12 protein-coding genes and 5 pseudogenes are annotated in these 16783 nt (G+C 59.5%); 12 read left to right on the plus strand and 5 right to left on the minus strand.

Going from position 1 to position 16783, the window contains the following annotated elements; genetic code table 11:
• Positions 1-119: 119 nt before the first annotated feature.
• Entirely contained in the window at positions 120-770 is a 651-nt protein-coding gene (gene hisG / locus C8024_RS04550; protein ID WP_067200951.1) for an ATP phosphoribosyltransferase, read from the minus strand.
• A gap of 81 nt (positions 771-851) precedes the next feature.
• Here hisG and C8024_RS04555 point away from each other — a divergent pair.
• Positions 852-1870, plus strand: a pseudogene (locus C8024_RS04555) (DUF2332 domain-containing protein).
• Between the two features lie 175 nt (positions 1871-2045).
• Here the strand turns inward: C8024_RS04555 and C8024_RS04560 are convergent.
• From C8024_RS04560 to C8024_RS04570, 3 genes and pseudogenes are all read right to left on the minus strand, one after another.
• Positions 2046-2938 (minus strand): annotated as a pseudogene (locus C8024_RS04560) (pirin family protein).
• A complete protein-coding gene (locus C8024_RS04565) occupies positions 2935-3300 on the minus strand; it encodes a cupin domain-containing protein (protein WP_217271995.1) in 366 nt (121 codons plus the stop codon). The pseudogene C8024_RS04560 and the gene C8024_RS04565 overlap by 4 nt, the downstream one beginning before the upstream one ends.
• 196 nt (positions 3301-3496) lie before the next feature.
• Positions 3497-3771: pseudogene (locus tag C8024_RS04570) on the minus strand (BolA family protein).
• 115 nt (positions 3772-3886) lie between these two features.
• Here C8024_RS04570 and C8024_RS04575 point away from each other — a divergent pair.
• The 4 genes and pseudogenes from C8024_RS04575 (at position 3887) to C8024_RS04590 (ending at position 6313) form a co-directional block, all read left to right on the plus strand.
• Entirely contained in the window at positions 3887-4495 is a 609-nt protein-coding gene (locus C8024_RS04575) for a J domain-containing protein (protein ID WP_217271996.1), read from the plus strand.
• Between the two features lie 54 nt (positions 4496-4549).
• The gene (cobS, locus tag C8024_RS04580) at positions 4550-5539 is read left to right on the plus strand and encodes a cobaltochelatase subunit CobS (protein WP_173203149.1); all 990 of its coding nucleotides are present in this window, start codon (positions 4550-4552) and stop codon (positions 5537-5539) included.
• Between the two features lie 137 nt (positions 5540-5676).
• Positions 5677-5918, plus strand: a pseudogene (locus C8024_RS04585) (AbrB/MazE/SpoVT family DNA-binding domain-containing protein).
• Entirely contained in the window at positions 5915-6313 is a 399-nt protein-coding gene (locus tag C8024_RS04590; protein ID WP_173203151.1) for a type II toxin-antitoxin system death-on-curing family toxin, read from the plus strand. The pseudogene C8024_RS04585 and the gene C8024_RS04590 overlap by 4 nt, the downstream one beginning before the upstream one ends.
• Positions 6314-6407: 94 nt before the next feature.
• Here the strand turns inward: C8024_RS04590 and C8024_RS04595 are convergent, their stop codons facing one another.
• Positions 6408-6806, minus strand: coding sequence for a hypothetical protein (locus C8024_RS04595; RefSeq protein ID WP_100094164.1), 399 nt, complete (start codon positions 6804-6806; stop codon positions 6408-6410).
• 282 nt (positions 6807-7088) lie between these two features.
• On the opposite strand from C8024_RS04595, the pseudogene C8024_RS04600 reads away from it, so the two are divergent.
• From C8024_RS04600 to C8024_RS04620, 7 genes and pseudogenes are all read left to right on the plus strand, one after another.
• Positions 7089-9015, plus strand: a pseudogene (locus C8024_RS04600) (transglycosylase domain-containing protein); the annotation flags it as partial.
• An 87-nt stretch (positions 9016-9102) separates the two neighbouring features.
• Positions 9103-10926, plus strand: a complete 1824-nt coding sequence (cobT, locus tag C8024_RS04605; protein WP_173203153.1) for a cobaltochelatase subunit CobT — start codon at positions 9103-9105, stop codon at positions 10924-10926.
• 627 nt (positions 10927-11553) lie between these two features.
• Entirely contained in the window at positions 11554-12225 is a 672-nt protein-coding gene (locus C8024_RS04610) for a nitroreductase (protein WP_173203156.1), read from the plus strand.
• Positions 12226-12438: 213 nt separating this feature from the next.
• On the plus strand, positions 12439-12921 hold the full coding sequence (locus C8024_RS20905) for a hypothetical protein (RefSeq protein WP_254305557.1): 483 nt from the start codon (positions 12439-12441) through the stop codon (positions 12919-12921).
• 71 nt (positions 12922-12992) lie between these two features.
• Positions 12993-13721, plus strand: a complete 729-nt coding sequence (locus tag C8024_RS20910; protein WP_254305558.1) for a hypothetical protein — start codon at positions 12993-12995, stop codon at positions 13719-13721.
• Complete coding sequence (locus C8024_RS20915) at positions 13697-15556, plus strand: CHAT domain-containing protein (protein ID WP_254305559.1); 1860 nt, start codon at positions 13697-13699, stop codon at positions 15554-15556. The genes C8024_RS20910 and C8024_RS20915 overlap by 25 nt, the downstream gene beginning before the upstream one ends.
• On the plus strand, positions 15556-16590 hold the full coding sequence (locus C8024_RS04620) for a CHASE2 domain-containing protein (RefSeq protein ID WP_173203158.1): 1035 nt from the start codon (positions 15556-15558) through the stop codon (positions 16588-16590). Before C8024_RS20915 ends, C8024_RS04620 begins: the two co-directional genes overlap by 1 nt.
• Positions 16591-16783 lie beyond the last annotated feature (193 nt).

Genomic DNA, 16783 nt, shown 5'->3' on the forward strand with positions numbered 1-16783 from the left:
AGGAGGGGTTGGGGTGGTTCCGTGCCGCTTGTCGCTGACGCGAGCGATGCTAACGCATCGCCACCACCCCCTAATCCACTCCCCTGAAGAGGAGGGGTGAAATATGCTGACCGGCCCCATCAGACCTGCCCCGCCAGCTCGCGGAATTTCTGGACCAGCGGCGTCAGCTCCGCGCTGCGCATCTTGAAGGCCGCGCGGTTGACGACCAGCCGCCCGGAAATATCCAGTATCCGGTCGGTCTCGACCAGATTGTTCGCTTTCAATGTGCTGCCGGATTCGACCAGATCGACGATATGCCGCGACAAGCCTAGCGACGGCGCCAGTTCCATCGCGCCATTGAGCTTCACGCACTCGGCCTGGATGCCCTTGCCCTCGAAATAGCGGCTGGTGAGATTGGGATATTTGGTGGCGACCCGGAGATGGGAGATATTGCCCAGTTGCTCCGCATCATCCTTCGGCTGCGCCACCGACAGGCGGCAGCGGCCGATGCCGAGGTCGACCGGCGCGTAAAGTTCGCTATAGCCGAATTCCTCGATAACGTCGGAGCCGACGATGCCGATCTGCGCCGCGCCATGGGCGACGAAGGTCGCGACGTCGAACGCCCGCACCCGGATGATCGACATATGCGGCAGATTCGTCGCAAATTGCAGACTGCGGTTGGACTTGTCAAAAAAGGCGTCCTCTGGCACGATCCCCGCCTGCTCCAGGAGCGGCAAGGCATCGTCGAGAATCCTCCCTTTCGGAATTGCAAAGATTAGTGGTTTGGCCATGATGGCCGCGGCTTTACGGCTTCGCAGATGAAAGGGCAACGAGTTATGGACATTTTGGACGTCGAAGATATCGCGCAGGGAATGCGCGGCCAGGCGGAACATTGCCGGCGCAACGACGCCCCGGTCACCGCCTCGATCATCATCGCCCAGTTGCCGCTGATGGACGGTCCGACAGCCTGCGGGCAAAAGATCGCGCAGTGGCCGGGAAAACCGCTGGAAGACGCGATGCCGCTGCGCCTCACCGGCGGACTGCACCATCTCTATCTCAGCGGCAGGGAGCCGCGACTGGCCGAGATTTACGAAGGCCGGATTACCGATCAGGACGCAATTGATCATCTGGTCGGAGAGGTCATCGCCGACCATGATGCCGATCTCCTGCCCTGGTTCGACAATCCGCCGCAGACCAATGAATCCGGCCGCTCGGCGAGTTTCATGGCGGGCCTGCTGTGGCTAGCCGGGCGTATCGGACCGCGATTCGAACTGCTGGAACTGGGTGCCAGCGCCGGGGTGAATACGATGATGGACCGTTATCATTATGATCTGGGCGGCGTTCAGGCCGGGCCGGAGGATTCGCCGATGCGGATCAGGCCCGAGTGGCGCGGTCCCCCTCCCCCGCAGGCCCCGGTCGAGATTGTCAGCGCCCGCGGCTGTGACCAGAATCCGATCAATCTCACCGACGACGAAACCGCCGCCCGGCTCAAAGGCTATATCTGGCCGGAAATGCCCGCGCGCTTCGAGCGGATGGAGGCATCGATCGCGCTGGCCAAGCGGAGTCCGCCCGATGTCGCGAAAGCCGATGGCGCCGACTGGGTCGAAGAGCAGCTAACCCTGCCCCAGCAAAGCGGCGTCACCCGGGTGCTGATGCATTCGATCGTCTGGCAATATCTGCCGCAGGCAACCAAGGACCGGATCACGATCGCGATGAAAAAGCTGGAGAATCGGCAACTCCGGACAAACCGCTGGCGTGGATGTCACTGGAGACCAACCGCAAGACCTTCAGCCACGAACTGATCATCCGCTACTGGCCAGGCGGCGAGCAACCGGCGCTGCTAGGGCGGGCTCACGCCCATGGCGCGTGGGTGGAATGGTTTGAGGAATAACGGGAAAGCGTAAACTGCCCTCTCCCATAGGGAGAGGCAAGTGTAGCTTGTCCGCTTGCGGACTAGCGAAACTCGGTGAGGGGTTCGACTGTCGAAAAGGCGAAACCCCTCACCGACTGCGCCTAAGGCAATAAATTGCCAAGGCTTGTTGCCTCTCCCTATGGGAGAGGGCTTCTCAATCCGTAACCGTATTCGGCTTACCCTCGGGCAGCGGAATAAATTCGTCCGGATCACCCGGAACGAGCGGAAAGCGCCCTTCAAACCAGTCGGCCTTGGCCTGCTCGATCCGCTCCTTGCTCGACGAGACAAAATTCCACCAGACATGCCGTTCCGTAGCAAAAGCCTCTCCACCGAGCAGCATCGCCCGCCCGCCTGAGAGGGACGAAAGCGAGACACTCGCCCCCGGTGCAATCACATACAGCACATATTTTTCCAGCGGCACGCCATCCAGCGCGCCGTCGCCGTCGACCAGCATCACCGCCCGTTCGTCGGCCTCCGCATCAATCGGGATCGCGCCTCCGGCGTAGAGCAGAATATCGGCATAAATCGTCTCGGCGTGACAGGTGGTCGGCGCCGTCTGCCCCCAAAGGCTCCCCATGATGACCCGCGCTTGGCGCCACCATCCTCGACCAGCGGCAAATCATCCACGCCGACATTCTCGAACGCCGGATCGATCTCTTCCTTGCCATCCGGGAGTGCCAGCCAGGTCTGCATCCCGAACATTGGTTTCTTCTCGTCCTGCGTTTCCACCGGCGAGCGCTCCGAATGGACAATCCCCCTGCCCGCGGTCATCAGATTGACTTCGCCCGGCCGGATTGTCTGATGCGTGCCCAGACTGTCGCGATGATCGATTGCGCCTTCAAACAAATAGGTTACCGTTGCCAGATTGATATGCGGATGCGGACGGACGCCCATGCCCGGTCCTTCCGGCAATACCGCCGGACCGAATTCATCGACAAAGATAAACGGCCCCACCATCCGGCGGTGCCTAGATGGTAAGACCCGGCGGACCTGAAACGCGCCAAGATCATGGGTCGTTGGCATGATTGTCTGTGCAATGATGGTCATAGCCGCTCCAGATCGTCGACGGTTCTCTCTGTTATCACATTGCCGGTGTTGAGAATAGATTTCGGCTCGAGCAGCAGCACATGGCATTCACCACCCAGAGCTTCCGGACAATGCTCGACGCCTTTGGGAATTATGACAAGCTCCCCTTCCCCGACATCAATATCGCCGGTGCGCAAACCCATGCGCATCGTGCCCTTGACCACCAGAAAGAGTTCGTCTTCCTCGTCATGATGATGCCAGTCAAACTTGCCCTCAAACTTCGCGAGTTTCACCTGCGCGTCGTTGATATCGCCCGCGATTTTCGGGGACCAGTGGTCGGAGAAGCTGGCAAAGGCGTCGGCCAGATTGACTTTGCGGATCATGTTCGACCTCTCCCATATTGCTGCAACGCCCTTACCTTCTCCCGTGAGGGAGAAGGATACGAAGCCTTATCCGAAGGATTAGGCGCAGTTGGATGAGGGTGTACAAAATTCGAGATGGTACACCCTCATCCAGTTACGACTAGGCAGCCAGCTGCCAAGTCTCCACATCCTTCTCCCTCACGGGAGAAGGCTCCATTCACTCCCCCGGCGCCCTTGCCTTGATCACCATCGCGTGGACCTTGTCGCGCATCATGTCGCCCAGCGCCTTGTTCACCATCCGCTGGCGGTTGAGCCGGGACTGGCCGGCAAAGGCCGCGCATTCGATATCGACGGAAAATGCGATTCGCCGCTGCCGTCATCACCGGCATGGCCTTGATGGCTGGCACTGTCGTTGGTCACGACGAGCGATATCGGCGCGAGTTCGGCGGTGAGCCTTTTTTCTATCTCGCTGTGGACTGGACCTTTGGGCATCGAATCTCCATATTGCTTTTTCACTCACCATATTAGCCGTTTGCACCGCCCTTGTCGAAGCGCGTTTGCGGCTTTCAGACCGTCCCGCGAACCATGCGGGACCAACGGAGCAATATTGACTGTTTCCCCCAAGAGAAAAGCCAACCGCTTTCACGGACGCGTGGAAACCGAAGGCCAGCCCTGCGCGATTGACGGCTGCGAGGAAAGCGGCGAATTTCGCGCGCCCCCCATCTACGGCCGTGGCCGCAGCTACGATGGGCCCGGTGAATATCGCTGGCTCTGCCTCGACCATGTCCGCGAGTTCAATCAGGGCTATGACTATTTCGCCGGCATGGATTCCGAAGAGATTTTCGAAGCCCAGCATCCGGTCAGGGGATGGGATTCGTCCCGCCGAATCTATGACGGCGGCGCGGGCGCGCAACCGGCCTGGGCCGATTTTACCGATCCGCTCGATGCAATCGGCGCGCGCTTTGCCAGCCTCAAGACGGCCGCCAACCGTCAGGGCCGACCGTTTTCCAAAGCGGACCAGAATGCCCTCAAGACGCTAGGGCTTGGCGACAGTGACGCAAAATCCATTGTCCGCAGCGATATCCGCCGCGCCTATTCCGCGCTGGTCCGCAAATATCATCCCGACCGCAACGGCGGCGACCGCAGCCACGAGAAACAGTTGGCAAAAGTGATCGAGGCCTATACGCAGCTTAAGGAATCACCAGATTTTAGATAGTGGCTCGCCCCTTGTGCATTTCCTAGGGCGGCAGAGATTTTTCGAAGGACTATGATGACCGAGATACCCGATATCAACCCTGACGCCAGCGACGAAACCATTTTGGATGCACCCGACATCACCGTCGATGCCCGCGAAGTGTTCGGTGTGGACGTGGATATGCAGGTTCCGGCGTTCAGTCTGAAAGACGAACGGGTTCCCGACCTCGATCCATCCTATGTTTTCGATCCGGAAACCACGATCGCGATCCTCGCCGGCTTTGCGTTCAACCGCCGGGTCATGGTGCAGGGCTATCACGGCACCGGGAAATCGACCCATATCGAACAGGTTGCAGCGCGCCTCAACTGGCCCTGTATCCGGATCAACCTCGACGCGCATATCAGCCGGATCGATCTGGTCGGTCGCGATGCGATTGTCCTGAAGGACGGCCAGCAGGTCACCGAATTCCGTGAAGGTCTGCTGCCATGGGCGCTGCAAACGCCAACCGCGCTGGTGTTCGACGAATATGACGCCGGTCGCCCCGACGTGATGTTCGTGATCCAGCGGATCCTGGAAGCGGAAGGCAAGCTGACCCTGCTCGACCAGAACCGCGTGATCCGCCCCAACCCCTATTTCCGCCTGTTCGCGACTGCCAATACGGTCGGCCTCGGCGACACCAGTGGGCTTTATCACGGCACGCAGCAGATCAACCAGGGCCAGATGGACCGCTGGAACATCGTGGTGACGCTAAACTATCTGCCGGCCGAGACCGAATCCAAGGTCATCCTGTCGAAAGTGCCCGAAGCCGGCGACAAGACGGTGGAAAATATGATCAAGGTTGCCGATCTGACCCGTCAGGGATTTATCAACGGTGACATTTCCACAGTGATGAGCCCGCGGACCGTAATCAGCTGGGCGCAGAATGCCGCGATCTTCAAGAATATCGGCTTCGCCTTCCGCCTCTCCTTCCTCAACAAATGCGACGAAGCGGAGCGGATGCTGGTGGCCGAATATTATCAGCGGGTGTTCGGTGAGGATTTGCCGGAAAGCGTGATGGGTAGCTAGACTTACGGCCGGGCATTCCTGATTGCGTATCCACTATTTTGGCTGAGAACTAACTCACCCGGTGCTGCCAAGCTACCGGCTATTGGATGCCGATTGCGTTCATTCCGTGTTTTCGTTATAACGCCTGTATGAACAAGATGACCCCACTTCCCGCTGGCCATGCGCTCAAACTGGTCAAAATCGGCAACTCCACCGGCGTAATCCTGCCCAAGGATTTGCTCGAGAAGCTGCGCGTTTCTCAGGGCGACACCGTCTTTTTGAGCGAGTCACCTGATGGTGTCAGGCTGACCGCGATCAACCCGGACTTCCAGAAAAAATGGCTGCCGCCGAAGGTGTGATGCGCGAAGATCGCGACATCCTTCGTGTCTTGGCAAAATGACCGGCGACCGGATTGAGCCGATCTGGCTCGGCGCCGACATTGCCCTTGCCATTCACGATCGACAGCTTGCCGAGCATGGCGGCCCATCGGGTGTCCGTGATCAAGGCCTGCTCGAGTCCGCTCTAGCAAAACCGGTCAACAAATGGGGTTGCGGCGAAAATGATTTGTGCGCCTTGGCGGCGGCTTATGCATTTGGCGTTGCCCGCAACCACCCTTTGACCGATGGCAACAAGCGCACCGCCTGGGTGTTGGCGCGAACATTTCTGGTGTTGAATAACGGCCAGCTTCTTTTTGACCGGGAGGAAGCGATCGCGACGGTCCAGTCACTCGCAGCGGGCGAACTCACCGAAGAACAATTGGCCAAATGGTTCCGTGACCATATCGCGGATGACTGACGTTCATCGGTTCGCGCAAAGCGAATGATTTTATCCGAACGCCAACAACATATCGTTGTCTCAGCATAGTGATTGACGCGCAGCCAATCAGATTTCAGTCTTGGTCGGCTCTGGGATCCTCGGCCCGATCCGAAAATTCGGTCATCACAGCCAATGCCGCCCACACGGTGAGCGTCGGTAACACGCGCTCGGGGAAATCGATGACAGCGCCGCTGCTATCGCTTTCCGCATACCAGGCTGCCAGCAACACGCCCGTCAGCATGACGCTGTTCCAGATTCTTCTATGGGTATAGGTCACAAGGAGGATGCTGCTCACTATCGCCGAGATAATGACCAGCAATATAACATAGTCATCCATCGGGATTTCGGCAATATTGCCCAGGCTGACACCGATGATCGCACCGAAGAATATGTTCAGCGCGTTGATCGTCGCTTCATATTCGCGCTGGGTCAGTCTAAACGGATTCCCGATTTTCAACAATTTGCCCACCATGATAATTTCCCGAAAGTGCCCCGTTGACTAGCAAATCATTGATGCTTTCCAAACTTCTTTCTCGCCAAAGGCGTATTATTATGGCAACACAGTAGTCACATGCTTGAGCATAGCCCTGATTCTTCCGTAAAACGCCGCTGGTTTTGGCCATTTCGCAGCAGGCCGAAGACCGAAACCCCATTTTACGAACCCTATGGCGATGCCATCCCGCCACGCATTGACGAGCCGGTTGCACCACTCAAAAAGCCGCGCGGCAAATGGTGGTGGTTCAGCCGTGCTGTGGCTGCCGGGCTTTTGCTGTTCATCCTGCTCATTGCCTATCTCGCGATCACCGCGCCCCTGTCCAAATCGCTGCAACCGATTGCGCCACCGCAGATCACGCTGCTGACATCGGACGGACAGCCGTTCGCCCGCAACGGGGCTGTGGTCGATGATCCGGTGGAGGTGGCGAAACTGCCCGACCATGTGCGCGAAGCCTTCATGGCGATCGAGGACCGGCGTTTCTATTCGCACTGGGGCGTCGATCCGCGCGGCCTGGCCCGCGCGCTGTGGAGCAACATCTCGGGCAGCGGCATGACCCAGGGCGGCAGCACGATCACCCAGCAGCTTGCCAAGACGACCTTCCTGACGCCGGAACGGAGCCTGACCCGCAAGGCGCGGGAAATGCTGATCGCCTTCTGGCTGGAAGCCTGGCTGACCAAGGACGAGATACTCGAACGCTATCTGTCCAACGTCTATTTCGGCGACAACGTCTATGGCCTGCGCGCCGCATCGCTCCATTATTATTATCGCCAGCCGGAAAATCTCAAGCTGGAGCAGGCGATCATGCTCGCCGGTCTGGTGCAGGCGCCCTCGCGCCTCGCCCCGACGCGCAACCCCGATCTGGCCGCCAAGCGGGCCAATCTGGTCAAATCCGCGATGGTCGCCGCCGGTTATCTGACTCAGCAAGAGGCCGACCGGTTGGGCATCGCGAGACTGGATGTCCGCGCGAAAAACACCCTGCCCACGGGGACCTATTTTGCCGACTGGGCGATGCCGCAGGCCCGCGCCCTGACCGACCTGAGCTACGAGCGACTGGCCTTGACCACGACGCTTGATGCCAGAATGCAGGAAATCGCCCGCCGCGCGATCGCTCGCGCTCCGCTGGGACAGGCGCAGGTCGCTCTGGTCGCGATGCGGCCGGACGGGGAAGTCGTGGCAATGATCGGCGGCAAGGATTATGCAAAATCCGCCTTCAACCGCGTCACCCAGGCCCAGCGCCAGCCGGGCTCCACCTTCAAGCTGTTCGTCTGGCTGGCGGCGCTGCGGTCGGGCATGAGCCCCGACGACATGGTTGACGACAGCCCGATCACCAAAGGCGGCTATCTCCCGAAAAATGCCGGTGGAAATTACCGTGGCACGCTCAGTTTGAAAGACGCTTTCGCCAAGTCGAGTAATGTCGCAGCCGTGCGACTATTCGGTCAGATCGGGGACAAGGCGGTGATCCGCGAGGCCCGCAATCTGGGGGTCAAGTCGCCGCTGGCAGAGGATGATCCCAGTCTCGCGCTCGGCACGTCAACGATGAACCTGATGGAGCTGACCGCAGCCTATGCCGGGGTTGCCGGCAACCGCTGGCCGGTCGTCCCCTATGCCTTCAAGAAGGATGAGCAGAGCTGGACCGAGTGGCTGTTTGACTGGCCCGGCCGCTATAATGCCAGCACCCACGCCGATATGGAGACATTGCTGCGCGCTGCGGTCAACGAGGGTACCGGCCGCCGCGCGATGCTGACCATTCCCAATTATGGCAAGACCGGCACCAGCCAGAATAATCGCGACGCGCTGTTCGTCGGCTATGCCGGGGACGGCGAGGACAGGCTGGTCGTCGGCGTGTGGATCGGCAATGACGACAATACCCCGCTGAAAGGTGTCAGCGGCGGCAGCCTCCCCGCGCGTATCTGGAAGGATTTCATGCAGCAGGCCGTGCAGTCCAAAAACCCGCCGGCAGCACCAAACCCCAGGACAAGCCGGATCCCGAAGGCCGGTCACGCCGCTCGACCTGCCGGAGATCCCCGAAATACCGGTAGAAATCGGCGATACGGAGGTCCGGATAAACGGCGACAATGGTGTCCGCGTGGGCACGGAAATAGGTGGTGTGCCGGTAGATTTGCGGATTGATGGCGAGGGTGTGGCGATCGAACGGCGCCAGGCGGAAACCCCGCCGGGACAGTAAACCCGCGCGGGGGATCCCGCCTAACAAAAAAGCAGGAAATTAGGTCTATGATTCCCCTCGCCTTTCCGCTTAAAGCTGTTCGCTTCTATGGCTGACCGTTCCAAACTTGATGATTTGAAAGACGTGCTGGGCGGCGCCGCGCGCGCGATCGCCCGCGAACCCGATCTGGAACTGGCCTATACCGCCGAAGCCCCGTCGCAGTCGGGGCAGCATCTCAAGGTGCCAATGCCCGCGCGCGATCTGCCACCGGCGCAAGTCGCCGAAGCGCGGGGCTTTGCCGACAGTTTCTCGCTCAAACTGCGCCATCATGACGAAGCCACGCATCGCAGGAACGCGCCGCAGGAAGCCGTGGCGCGCGCCTGTTTCGACGCGCTCGAACAGGTCCGCACCGATGCGCTGGGATCGCGCAACATGTCGGGCGCCAAGGATAATCTGAACGCGGCGCTGGAAATGCGCATGCGGTCCGACCCGATCGCGCGCGCACAGAATCGCGACGAGGTTCCGATTTCCACAGCCCTCGCCCTGCTGGCGCGGGAAAAATTGACCGGACAGGCGCCACCGCAAGGCACCGTCAAAGGCCTCGACATGCTGCGCGAATGGATCGAGGAAAGCGCCGGCGCCGATCTCGACGGCCTCAACCTGACGCTCGACGACCAGGGCAATTTTGCCAAATTGACGACGCAATTGCTGCAGCATCTCGATCTGATCAAAAGCGATGACCAGTCCGAAGCCGACGATAGCGACGATGATGACAGCGACGAGGATAGCGACGACAGCCAGGATGACGGCGCCGACGAGGAAGCGACCGGCGATCAGGGCGAGTCCGAAATGCGATCCGAACCATCGGACGACGACAGCCAGGACGGCGAAAGCGACCAGAACGCCGAAGAGCTGGAAGAAGGCGCGGAAGAGGAAATGGGAGATGCCGGCGACGACGGCATGATGCCGGTACGTCCCAACCGGGCGATGTCCGACCTGCCCCCCGGTTTCAACTATGCGCCGTGGACCGAAAAATATGACGAGGTCGTCAGCGCCACCGAGCTGTGCGACGAAGAGGAGTTGACGCGCCTGCGCGCTTTCCTCGACCAGCAGCTGACCAATTTGCAGGGCGCGGTGACGAAACTCGCCAACCGCCTGCAGCGCCGCCTGATGGCGCAGCAGAATCGCAGCTGGGATTTCGATCAGGAAGAAGGCATGCTTGACGCCGCCCGCCTCGCCCGCGTGGTCAGCAATCCTTCGCACAGCCTGTCCTACAAGATCGAGCGCGAAACCGATTTCCGCGACACCGTGGTAACCCTGCTGATCGACAATAGCGGTTCGATGCGCGGCCGACCGATTTCGATTGCCGCCATTTCTGCGGACATCATGGCCCGCACGCTGGAACGCTGCGGTGTCAAAACCGAAATTCTCGGCTTCACCACCCGCGCCTGGAAAGGCGGCCAGACCCGCGAGGACTGGCTGGCGGCGGATCGCCCGGCCAACCCCGGACGGCTCAACGACCTGCGCCATATCGTCTACAAGAAAGCCGACGAACCGTGGCGCCATGCGAAGAAAAATCTCGGCCTGATGATGCGCGAAGGCCTGCTCAAGGAAAATATCGACGGCGAGGCCCTGCTCTGGGCCCACAGCCGGCTGATCGCCCGCCCCGAAGAACGCCGCATATTGATGGTGATCTCCGACGGTGCGCCGGTCGACGACAGCACCCTGTCGGTCAACCATGGTGCCTATCTGGAAAACCATCTGCGCAAGGTGATCGAATGGATCGAAAGCCGCTCGCCCGTGCAGCTCGTCGCCATCGGCATCGGCCATGACGTGACCCGCTATTACAAGAAAGCGGTGACGATCATGGATGCCGAGCAATTGGGCGGAACCATGGTCGAGCAGCTTGCCGGACTATTTGATGAGGATTGATGGATAGCCTCGCAGGCCTAGAGAGAGGATATCTATATCCCAGCCCCGCCTCTAAACATGGGGTAGAATCTGAGTGTCCGTTCTGTATCGCTAGACACATCGACAATTACCAATCAGGCGACTCGGCGGTGATGCTGCAGGGCACAGAAGCTGGGCGAGTATTGAAGTATACAGATGTCGAAAAATTTGGTGGTAATTTCTATGAGTGGATTGATGAACCTGGCAAATCTCTGAGGCTGCTGAGGGAGCATTGGCTCACCTTGCCAATTGAATGTCTCACGGTGCCCTTTTGGCTTCCCAAGTTTGCACTCAGATACTGTTTTATCATTGATGAGTTGTGTGTCTGGGCCTGCAATGAGTGTACGGCTGGAAAAAGATTTCATTGGAATTCCGATGTTCTAACAGAGATTGTCAGGACATGCTGGCGAAAACGCATACCTATAGAACCGGCTGAAATTTCAAAGGTAATGCTCGCGCACGGAATGCCAGAATTATATCAAGAGCGCACTGAGGAATTGTTCCGGTTTGGGATGAAGACACTTATCGCAAGTGAAGGTCGCAAACCCCTAAAAAAATACGCAATGAGATTATCGCTGAACAACAACTTTATGAAATTTGGAAAAGTAAATGAACGTAACCGAAGCCGTCACCTCCCGCCGGTCCGTCCGCCAGTTTCTCGACAAGCCGGTCGACCAGTCGACGCTCGAACGCGTTCTCGAGACCGCCCAGCGCGCCGCTTCCGGCGGCAATACCCAGCCGTGGAGCGCGGTTGTCGTTGGCGGCGATGCGCTCAAGGACATCACCGCCAAGATCAAGGCCAAGGCCGCGACCGCGCCGATGGGCGAAGGCATGGAATATGCCATCTACCCCAAGGATCTCGACGGCCGCTATGAAGAACAGCGTCGCGCGGTCGGCAAGGGGATGTTCGACGCCGTCGGTCTGGAACGGGGAGACGCCGCCGGACGGGTCGCACAGATGGCGAAAAACTGGGACAGCTTCGGCGCGCCGGTGCAATTGTTCACCTATACCAGAAAATATATGGGCCCGCCGCAATGGTCGGACATGGGTATGTGGCTGCAGACCGTGATGCTGCTGCTCCGTGAAGAGGGACTCGACAGCTGCGCTCAGGAAATCTGGGCGATGTACGGCACCTATATGCGGGAATTGCTCGGCATCAGCGACGATTATATTTTCTTCTGCGGCATGGCCATCGGCCACCGCGACCCCGACGCGCCGATCAACAATTTCGATGTGCCCCGCGTACCGATCGGCGACGCAATAGAGTTTCGCGGTTTTTAACCACTTCTGTCAGCGGTTTTTAGCGATTTCTGGGTACGGAAACGTCCCGCTATGTGACAATAGTCACTTAATCCTGCCGTGATGTCGATATTCTCCAATCGTAGACTCGGTTTTTCCAGCTAACTAGTGTAGTTATAAGAATATTCTGGGTCGCGATCGATATTGTCCAAGTCTGAGGGGCTTGGCAATACACAAAATTGTGGGGAGAATATCGTGCACCGGACGAGGATCGGCACATTATTATTGACGATGGGTTTGCTATCAGGCCCAGCGACGGCGCTCGCTCGTGACACGCCGGTGTCAATGCGCGACAGCTTCCCGATTGGCAGCAGCGAAGGCATTTTGTGCCAGGTGCAGGACCGCAGCATCGAGAACAAGGCAAAAGCCGATATGTTTGACCGCAGCTGGGCCGTGGTCTGCCGCGACTCGGCCAGACCGGTCGGCTTCGTCTATTCGTCCCGTTCGACAGAGCAGGACATGCTCGCCCGAATCGCGCCGCATCGCAGCGAACCGGTGACCTGCACTGACAATCCGTCGCCGGCAACGCTTGGCGGCTTTCGTCACCAGGCCTGCCGCCTTGCCGCGGAACCGGTCGCCTATTCTCTGGTTCTCGGACGGCAGGATGGCACTTCCTATGTCGCCGAAGCCTGGCGGCCTATGACAGCGCGACCCTGCTCGCGCTCAAATCGATTTTAAGCGATACCATCGCCGAAGGCAAAATAGACGTCGCCTCGATCTCGATCGAGGATCCATTTGCCTTTGCCCGGGTGCAGGCGGCCACACTCAAGCCCTATCAGGCCCTCTCGGAAGGCTATCGCAGGAATCTCAGCGGCGATTATGCCGAGGCCGCCGCCTTTTTCGAAACCTTGCAACAGCGCACATCCGGCATGGAGGGGGAAGATATCAACCCCCGCGAATATCTGATTAACCGGGCTTTGCAGAAATCCAACCTCGGTGAATTTGCCGAAGCCGACGACCTGTTCGAACAGGCCGGCGCTATCGACGACAGCGATCCGATAGCCGAGCGGCTGCAGCGCAATTTCGAAACCATGCATCAGCTTAACCAGGGCCAGCTTGGGGCGGCAATCGCGCGGATAAATGCTCCCCTCAAAACCGCCGTTGAGGGTGAGGCAGCGCTGACAGAACGCCTCGAAATTACCGCACCGCTGTCGTCGCGGATCAACGGCAGCGCCCAGACTCGCAACCTGCTCGCTTTCGTCGATGAAACGAAGCTCAGCCCGGCGGAGCGCGCCGAGATCATCGATGCACAGGCTCTGCAACTTCTGGGCACGGCGCAGCGGTTGAATGGCGAGAGCGAAGCCGCCCGCAATTCCTTCGTCTCGGCCTATAATCGGGCGATCGCCGTGCGCGACGGCCGGGTCACATCGATCACTCGCCTGAGAGCCCAGACGCTCGCCGAATTGTCGCTGCTGGCGGAAGCGACGGCAATATCGGGGAGGCGCGGCAATATTTGCGCGACGGGCTCGACTTGCTGAGCATCCAATATCCCGAAACAAGGGCGGTCAATGCCGCCAAGGCGCGCCTCGCCGCCTTTCTGTTGCGCAACGGTGAGGAAGCCGACGCCCGCGCTTTATATGCGGAAGTGGTCGACAGTTCGCTCGGCAAACAAAGCGCGATTACCGGCATGACGAACCAGCTTGCGCCCTATTTCGCGCTGCTGGCAGAAGACCCGACGGCAACCGGACAGTTTTTCAAGGCCTCCCAGATACTGGTTCGTCCCGGTGTGGCCGAGACCCAGGCCGTTCTTGCGCGCGAGCTGAGTGGAGGCACCGATGAAGCGGCCCGCATGTTCCGGCAATCGATCAACCTGACGCGCAATATCGAAAAATTGCGCATTCGTTTCTCCGCGCTGGGCAGAGTGGAACAAACGGCGCAGATCCGCGCGCAAAGAGACAGTCTGGCGGCCGAAATCGAGGCGCTGGAGCGAAGCCAGCAGCTGACCCAGGTCCGGCTGGCCGAGTTTCCGCAATATCGCGCCGTTTCAGACCGTTTTCTCAGCCTCGACAATTTGCGCGCCACCATGCAGCCTTCCGAGGCCTATATGCGCATGTCGATAATCGGCGGCGATATATTCATGTTCTACACCGATCAGTCGGTCGCCAAAATCTACCGGGTGCCGCTGGACGAAGCAGCGCTCGATGCCAAGGTCGATACGATCCGCGCCTCGATTTCGGTGCTGGAAAACGGCCAATATGTCACCTATCCCTTCGATATCGAAGCGGCACGGAGCCTGTATTCGGACCTGTTCGGACCGGTTTCGGACCAGCTTGCCGGCAAGAGCCATCTGATTTTCGAACCCGATGGTGCCATGCTTCGCCTGCCGATCAATCTGCTGGTCGCCGATCAAGCGTCGGTTTCGACATATCTTGCCAGAAGCGAGGCGATTGATGGCGACCCCTTTGATTTTTCCGGTGTCCAGTGGCTCGGCAAGACTCTCGATATCAGCACCGCCGTATCCGCTCGCGCGTTCGCCGACGCCCGCAAGGCGCCGCAATCCGATGCTTCGCGGCAATATCTCGGCATGGGCCGGAACGAGCCGGTACTCGCCAGCACCAAAGCGGCAGCCGTACGAGGCGCCCAGCAGAATAGCGACGGTCAGTGCCAATGGCCGCTGGGCCAGTGGAACAACCCGATTTCCGATCGCGAGCTGCAGGAAGCCCGGAGCCTGATCGGCGCAGAGAATTCCGAATTGCTGACCGGCGCGGCATTTACCGACAGCGCCATATTGTCGAACGACAAAATCAGCGAATACCGGATCCTGCATTTTGCCACCCATGGCCTGGTCACCGCGCCGAGTCCGTCCTGCCCGGCCAAACCGGCGCTACTGACCTCTTTCGGCGGACAGGGATCGGACGGTCTTCTGGCCTTTGACGAGATTTTCGATCTCAAGCTCGACGCGGATGTGATCATTCTCTCGGCATGCGACACCGCGGGCAAGGCCAGCATAACCGCAACTCGCGAAGCCGGCGTTAGCAGCGGCGGCGGCACGGCTCTGGATGGCCTGGTCCGGTCCTTCATCGGGGCTGGTGGCCGTTCGGTTCTCGCCAGTCACTGGCCTGCCCCGGATGATTTCCAGGCGACGGAACGGCTGATAAACGGCCTGTTCAGCGACGGTCGCGGCCGCTCGATTACCGAAGCGCTCCGCCTGTCCCAGCTGGACCTGATGAGCGATCCGGTCACATCCCACCCCTTCTACTGGGCGGGTTTTGCCCTGATCGGCGATGGCGCCCGGCTGTTCCTGCCCGGCGCGAAAAATGCTGCTGCCAGTCTTGATACGGCTCCGGCCGGCACGGAAGCGGCTCTCAAATAATGGCATCAGAAGCCAGGCCAACGGACCCGGTTGCCAATAACCGCGACGTCAAGGAGGGGGCGAAAGGCGTACTGCAATCGTTGCGCCGGCTCTTCGACCAGCTTGGACCGATCCGCCTGGCCTCCACGATATTGTTCATGATCCTCGCGCTGCTGGTCGCCCGCTACAGCTGGACAACGCCATTGATCCAGGAAGCCGAACGGGCGCTCTATGATCTGCGCGCATCGGTGTTCGCTCCGGAAATCGAAAAAGACGAGAATATCGTGATGGTCGTCTATAACGAGGACACGCTGAAGCTGACCGGCCAGCGGTCCCCGGTTGACCGGACCATATTGGCGCAAGCGCTCGAAACGATCGATGCGGCCAATCCCGCATCGATCGGTATCGATATTCTCTTCACCATGCCGCAGGATGACGACGAGCTGCTGATATCGACCTTCAAGAATATGAAGACGCCGACCTTCCTCGCCTATGCCGACCCGAAGGAAAATCCGGAAATCGCATTTGCCGAGCATGAATTTCTGCAGCAGTTTTTCGACGAGGCCCGCACCGAGAAGGTCCGGCCGACCGATATCAAGCTGGAAACCGACAGCGACGGTGTCCAGCGCCGCTGGACCCCGCACCGGCCGGGCGCTCCGCCGTTCATGGCCATTGCCCTGACCGGACCCAATCCGAAATTCGCCAATAATGATGGCGCCATCCGCTATCATGTACCAACTTCCACCGATGTTCCGGTGTTCGACAAATTTCCGATCGAAAACTTTGCCGATCCGGCAATCGCCGAGATGCTGGGATCATTCATCGCCGGCAAACATGTGCTGATCGGCGGCGACTTTGTCGACCGCGACCGGTTCGAGACTCCGGTCGGCGGACTGGCCGACGTTCAGGGCGATGACGGCAAGATGATCGGGCTGGAAGTACATGCCCATATGCTTGCCCAGCTGCTCAACGATGATCTGCCCACCCCGATTCCAACCTGGACCTTGTGGCTGGGCGCGCTGATCGTCGCGATTTGCGGCGGCCTTTCCGCCTGATTATCGGAAATGCATTGAAAGTCGGGCTGATGCTGCTCGGCCAATTCGCCTTTTTCCTGATCTTCCCCTTTTTATTGCAAAATGTCGGAGTGGATACGCTGACGTTGCCGGCCTTCGGCTGGGGGGTCGGCTGGCTGCTCGGCTATGCCTCCGTCGGTTCGGCTGCGCGCACCATCAATTCCAAGCAGCGGGC

Origin of the sequence: Sphingopyxis sp. BSNA05 (assembly GCF_013265645.1) — a bacterium.
Taxonomy (GTDB): Bacteria; Pseudomonadota; Alphaproteobacteria; order Sphingomonadales; family Sphingomonadaceae; genus Parasphingorhabdus.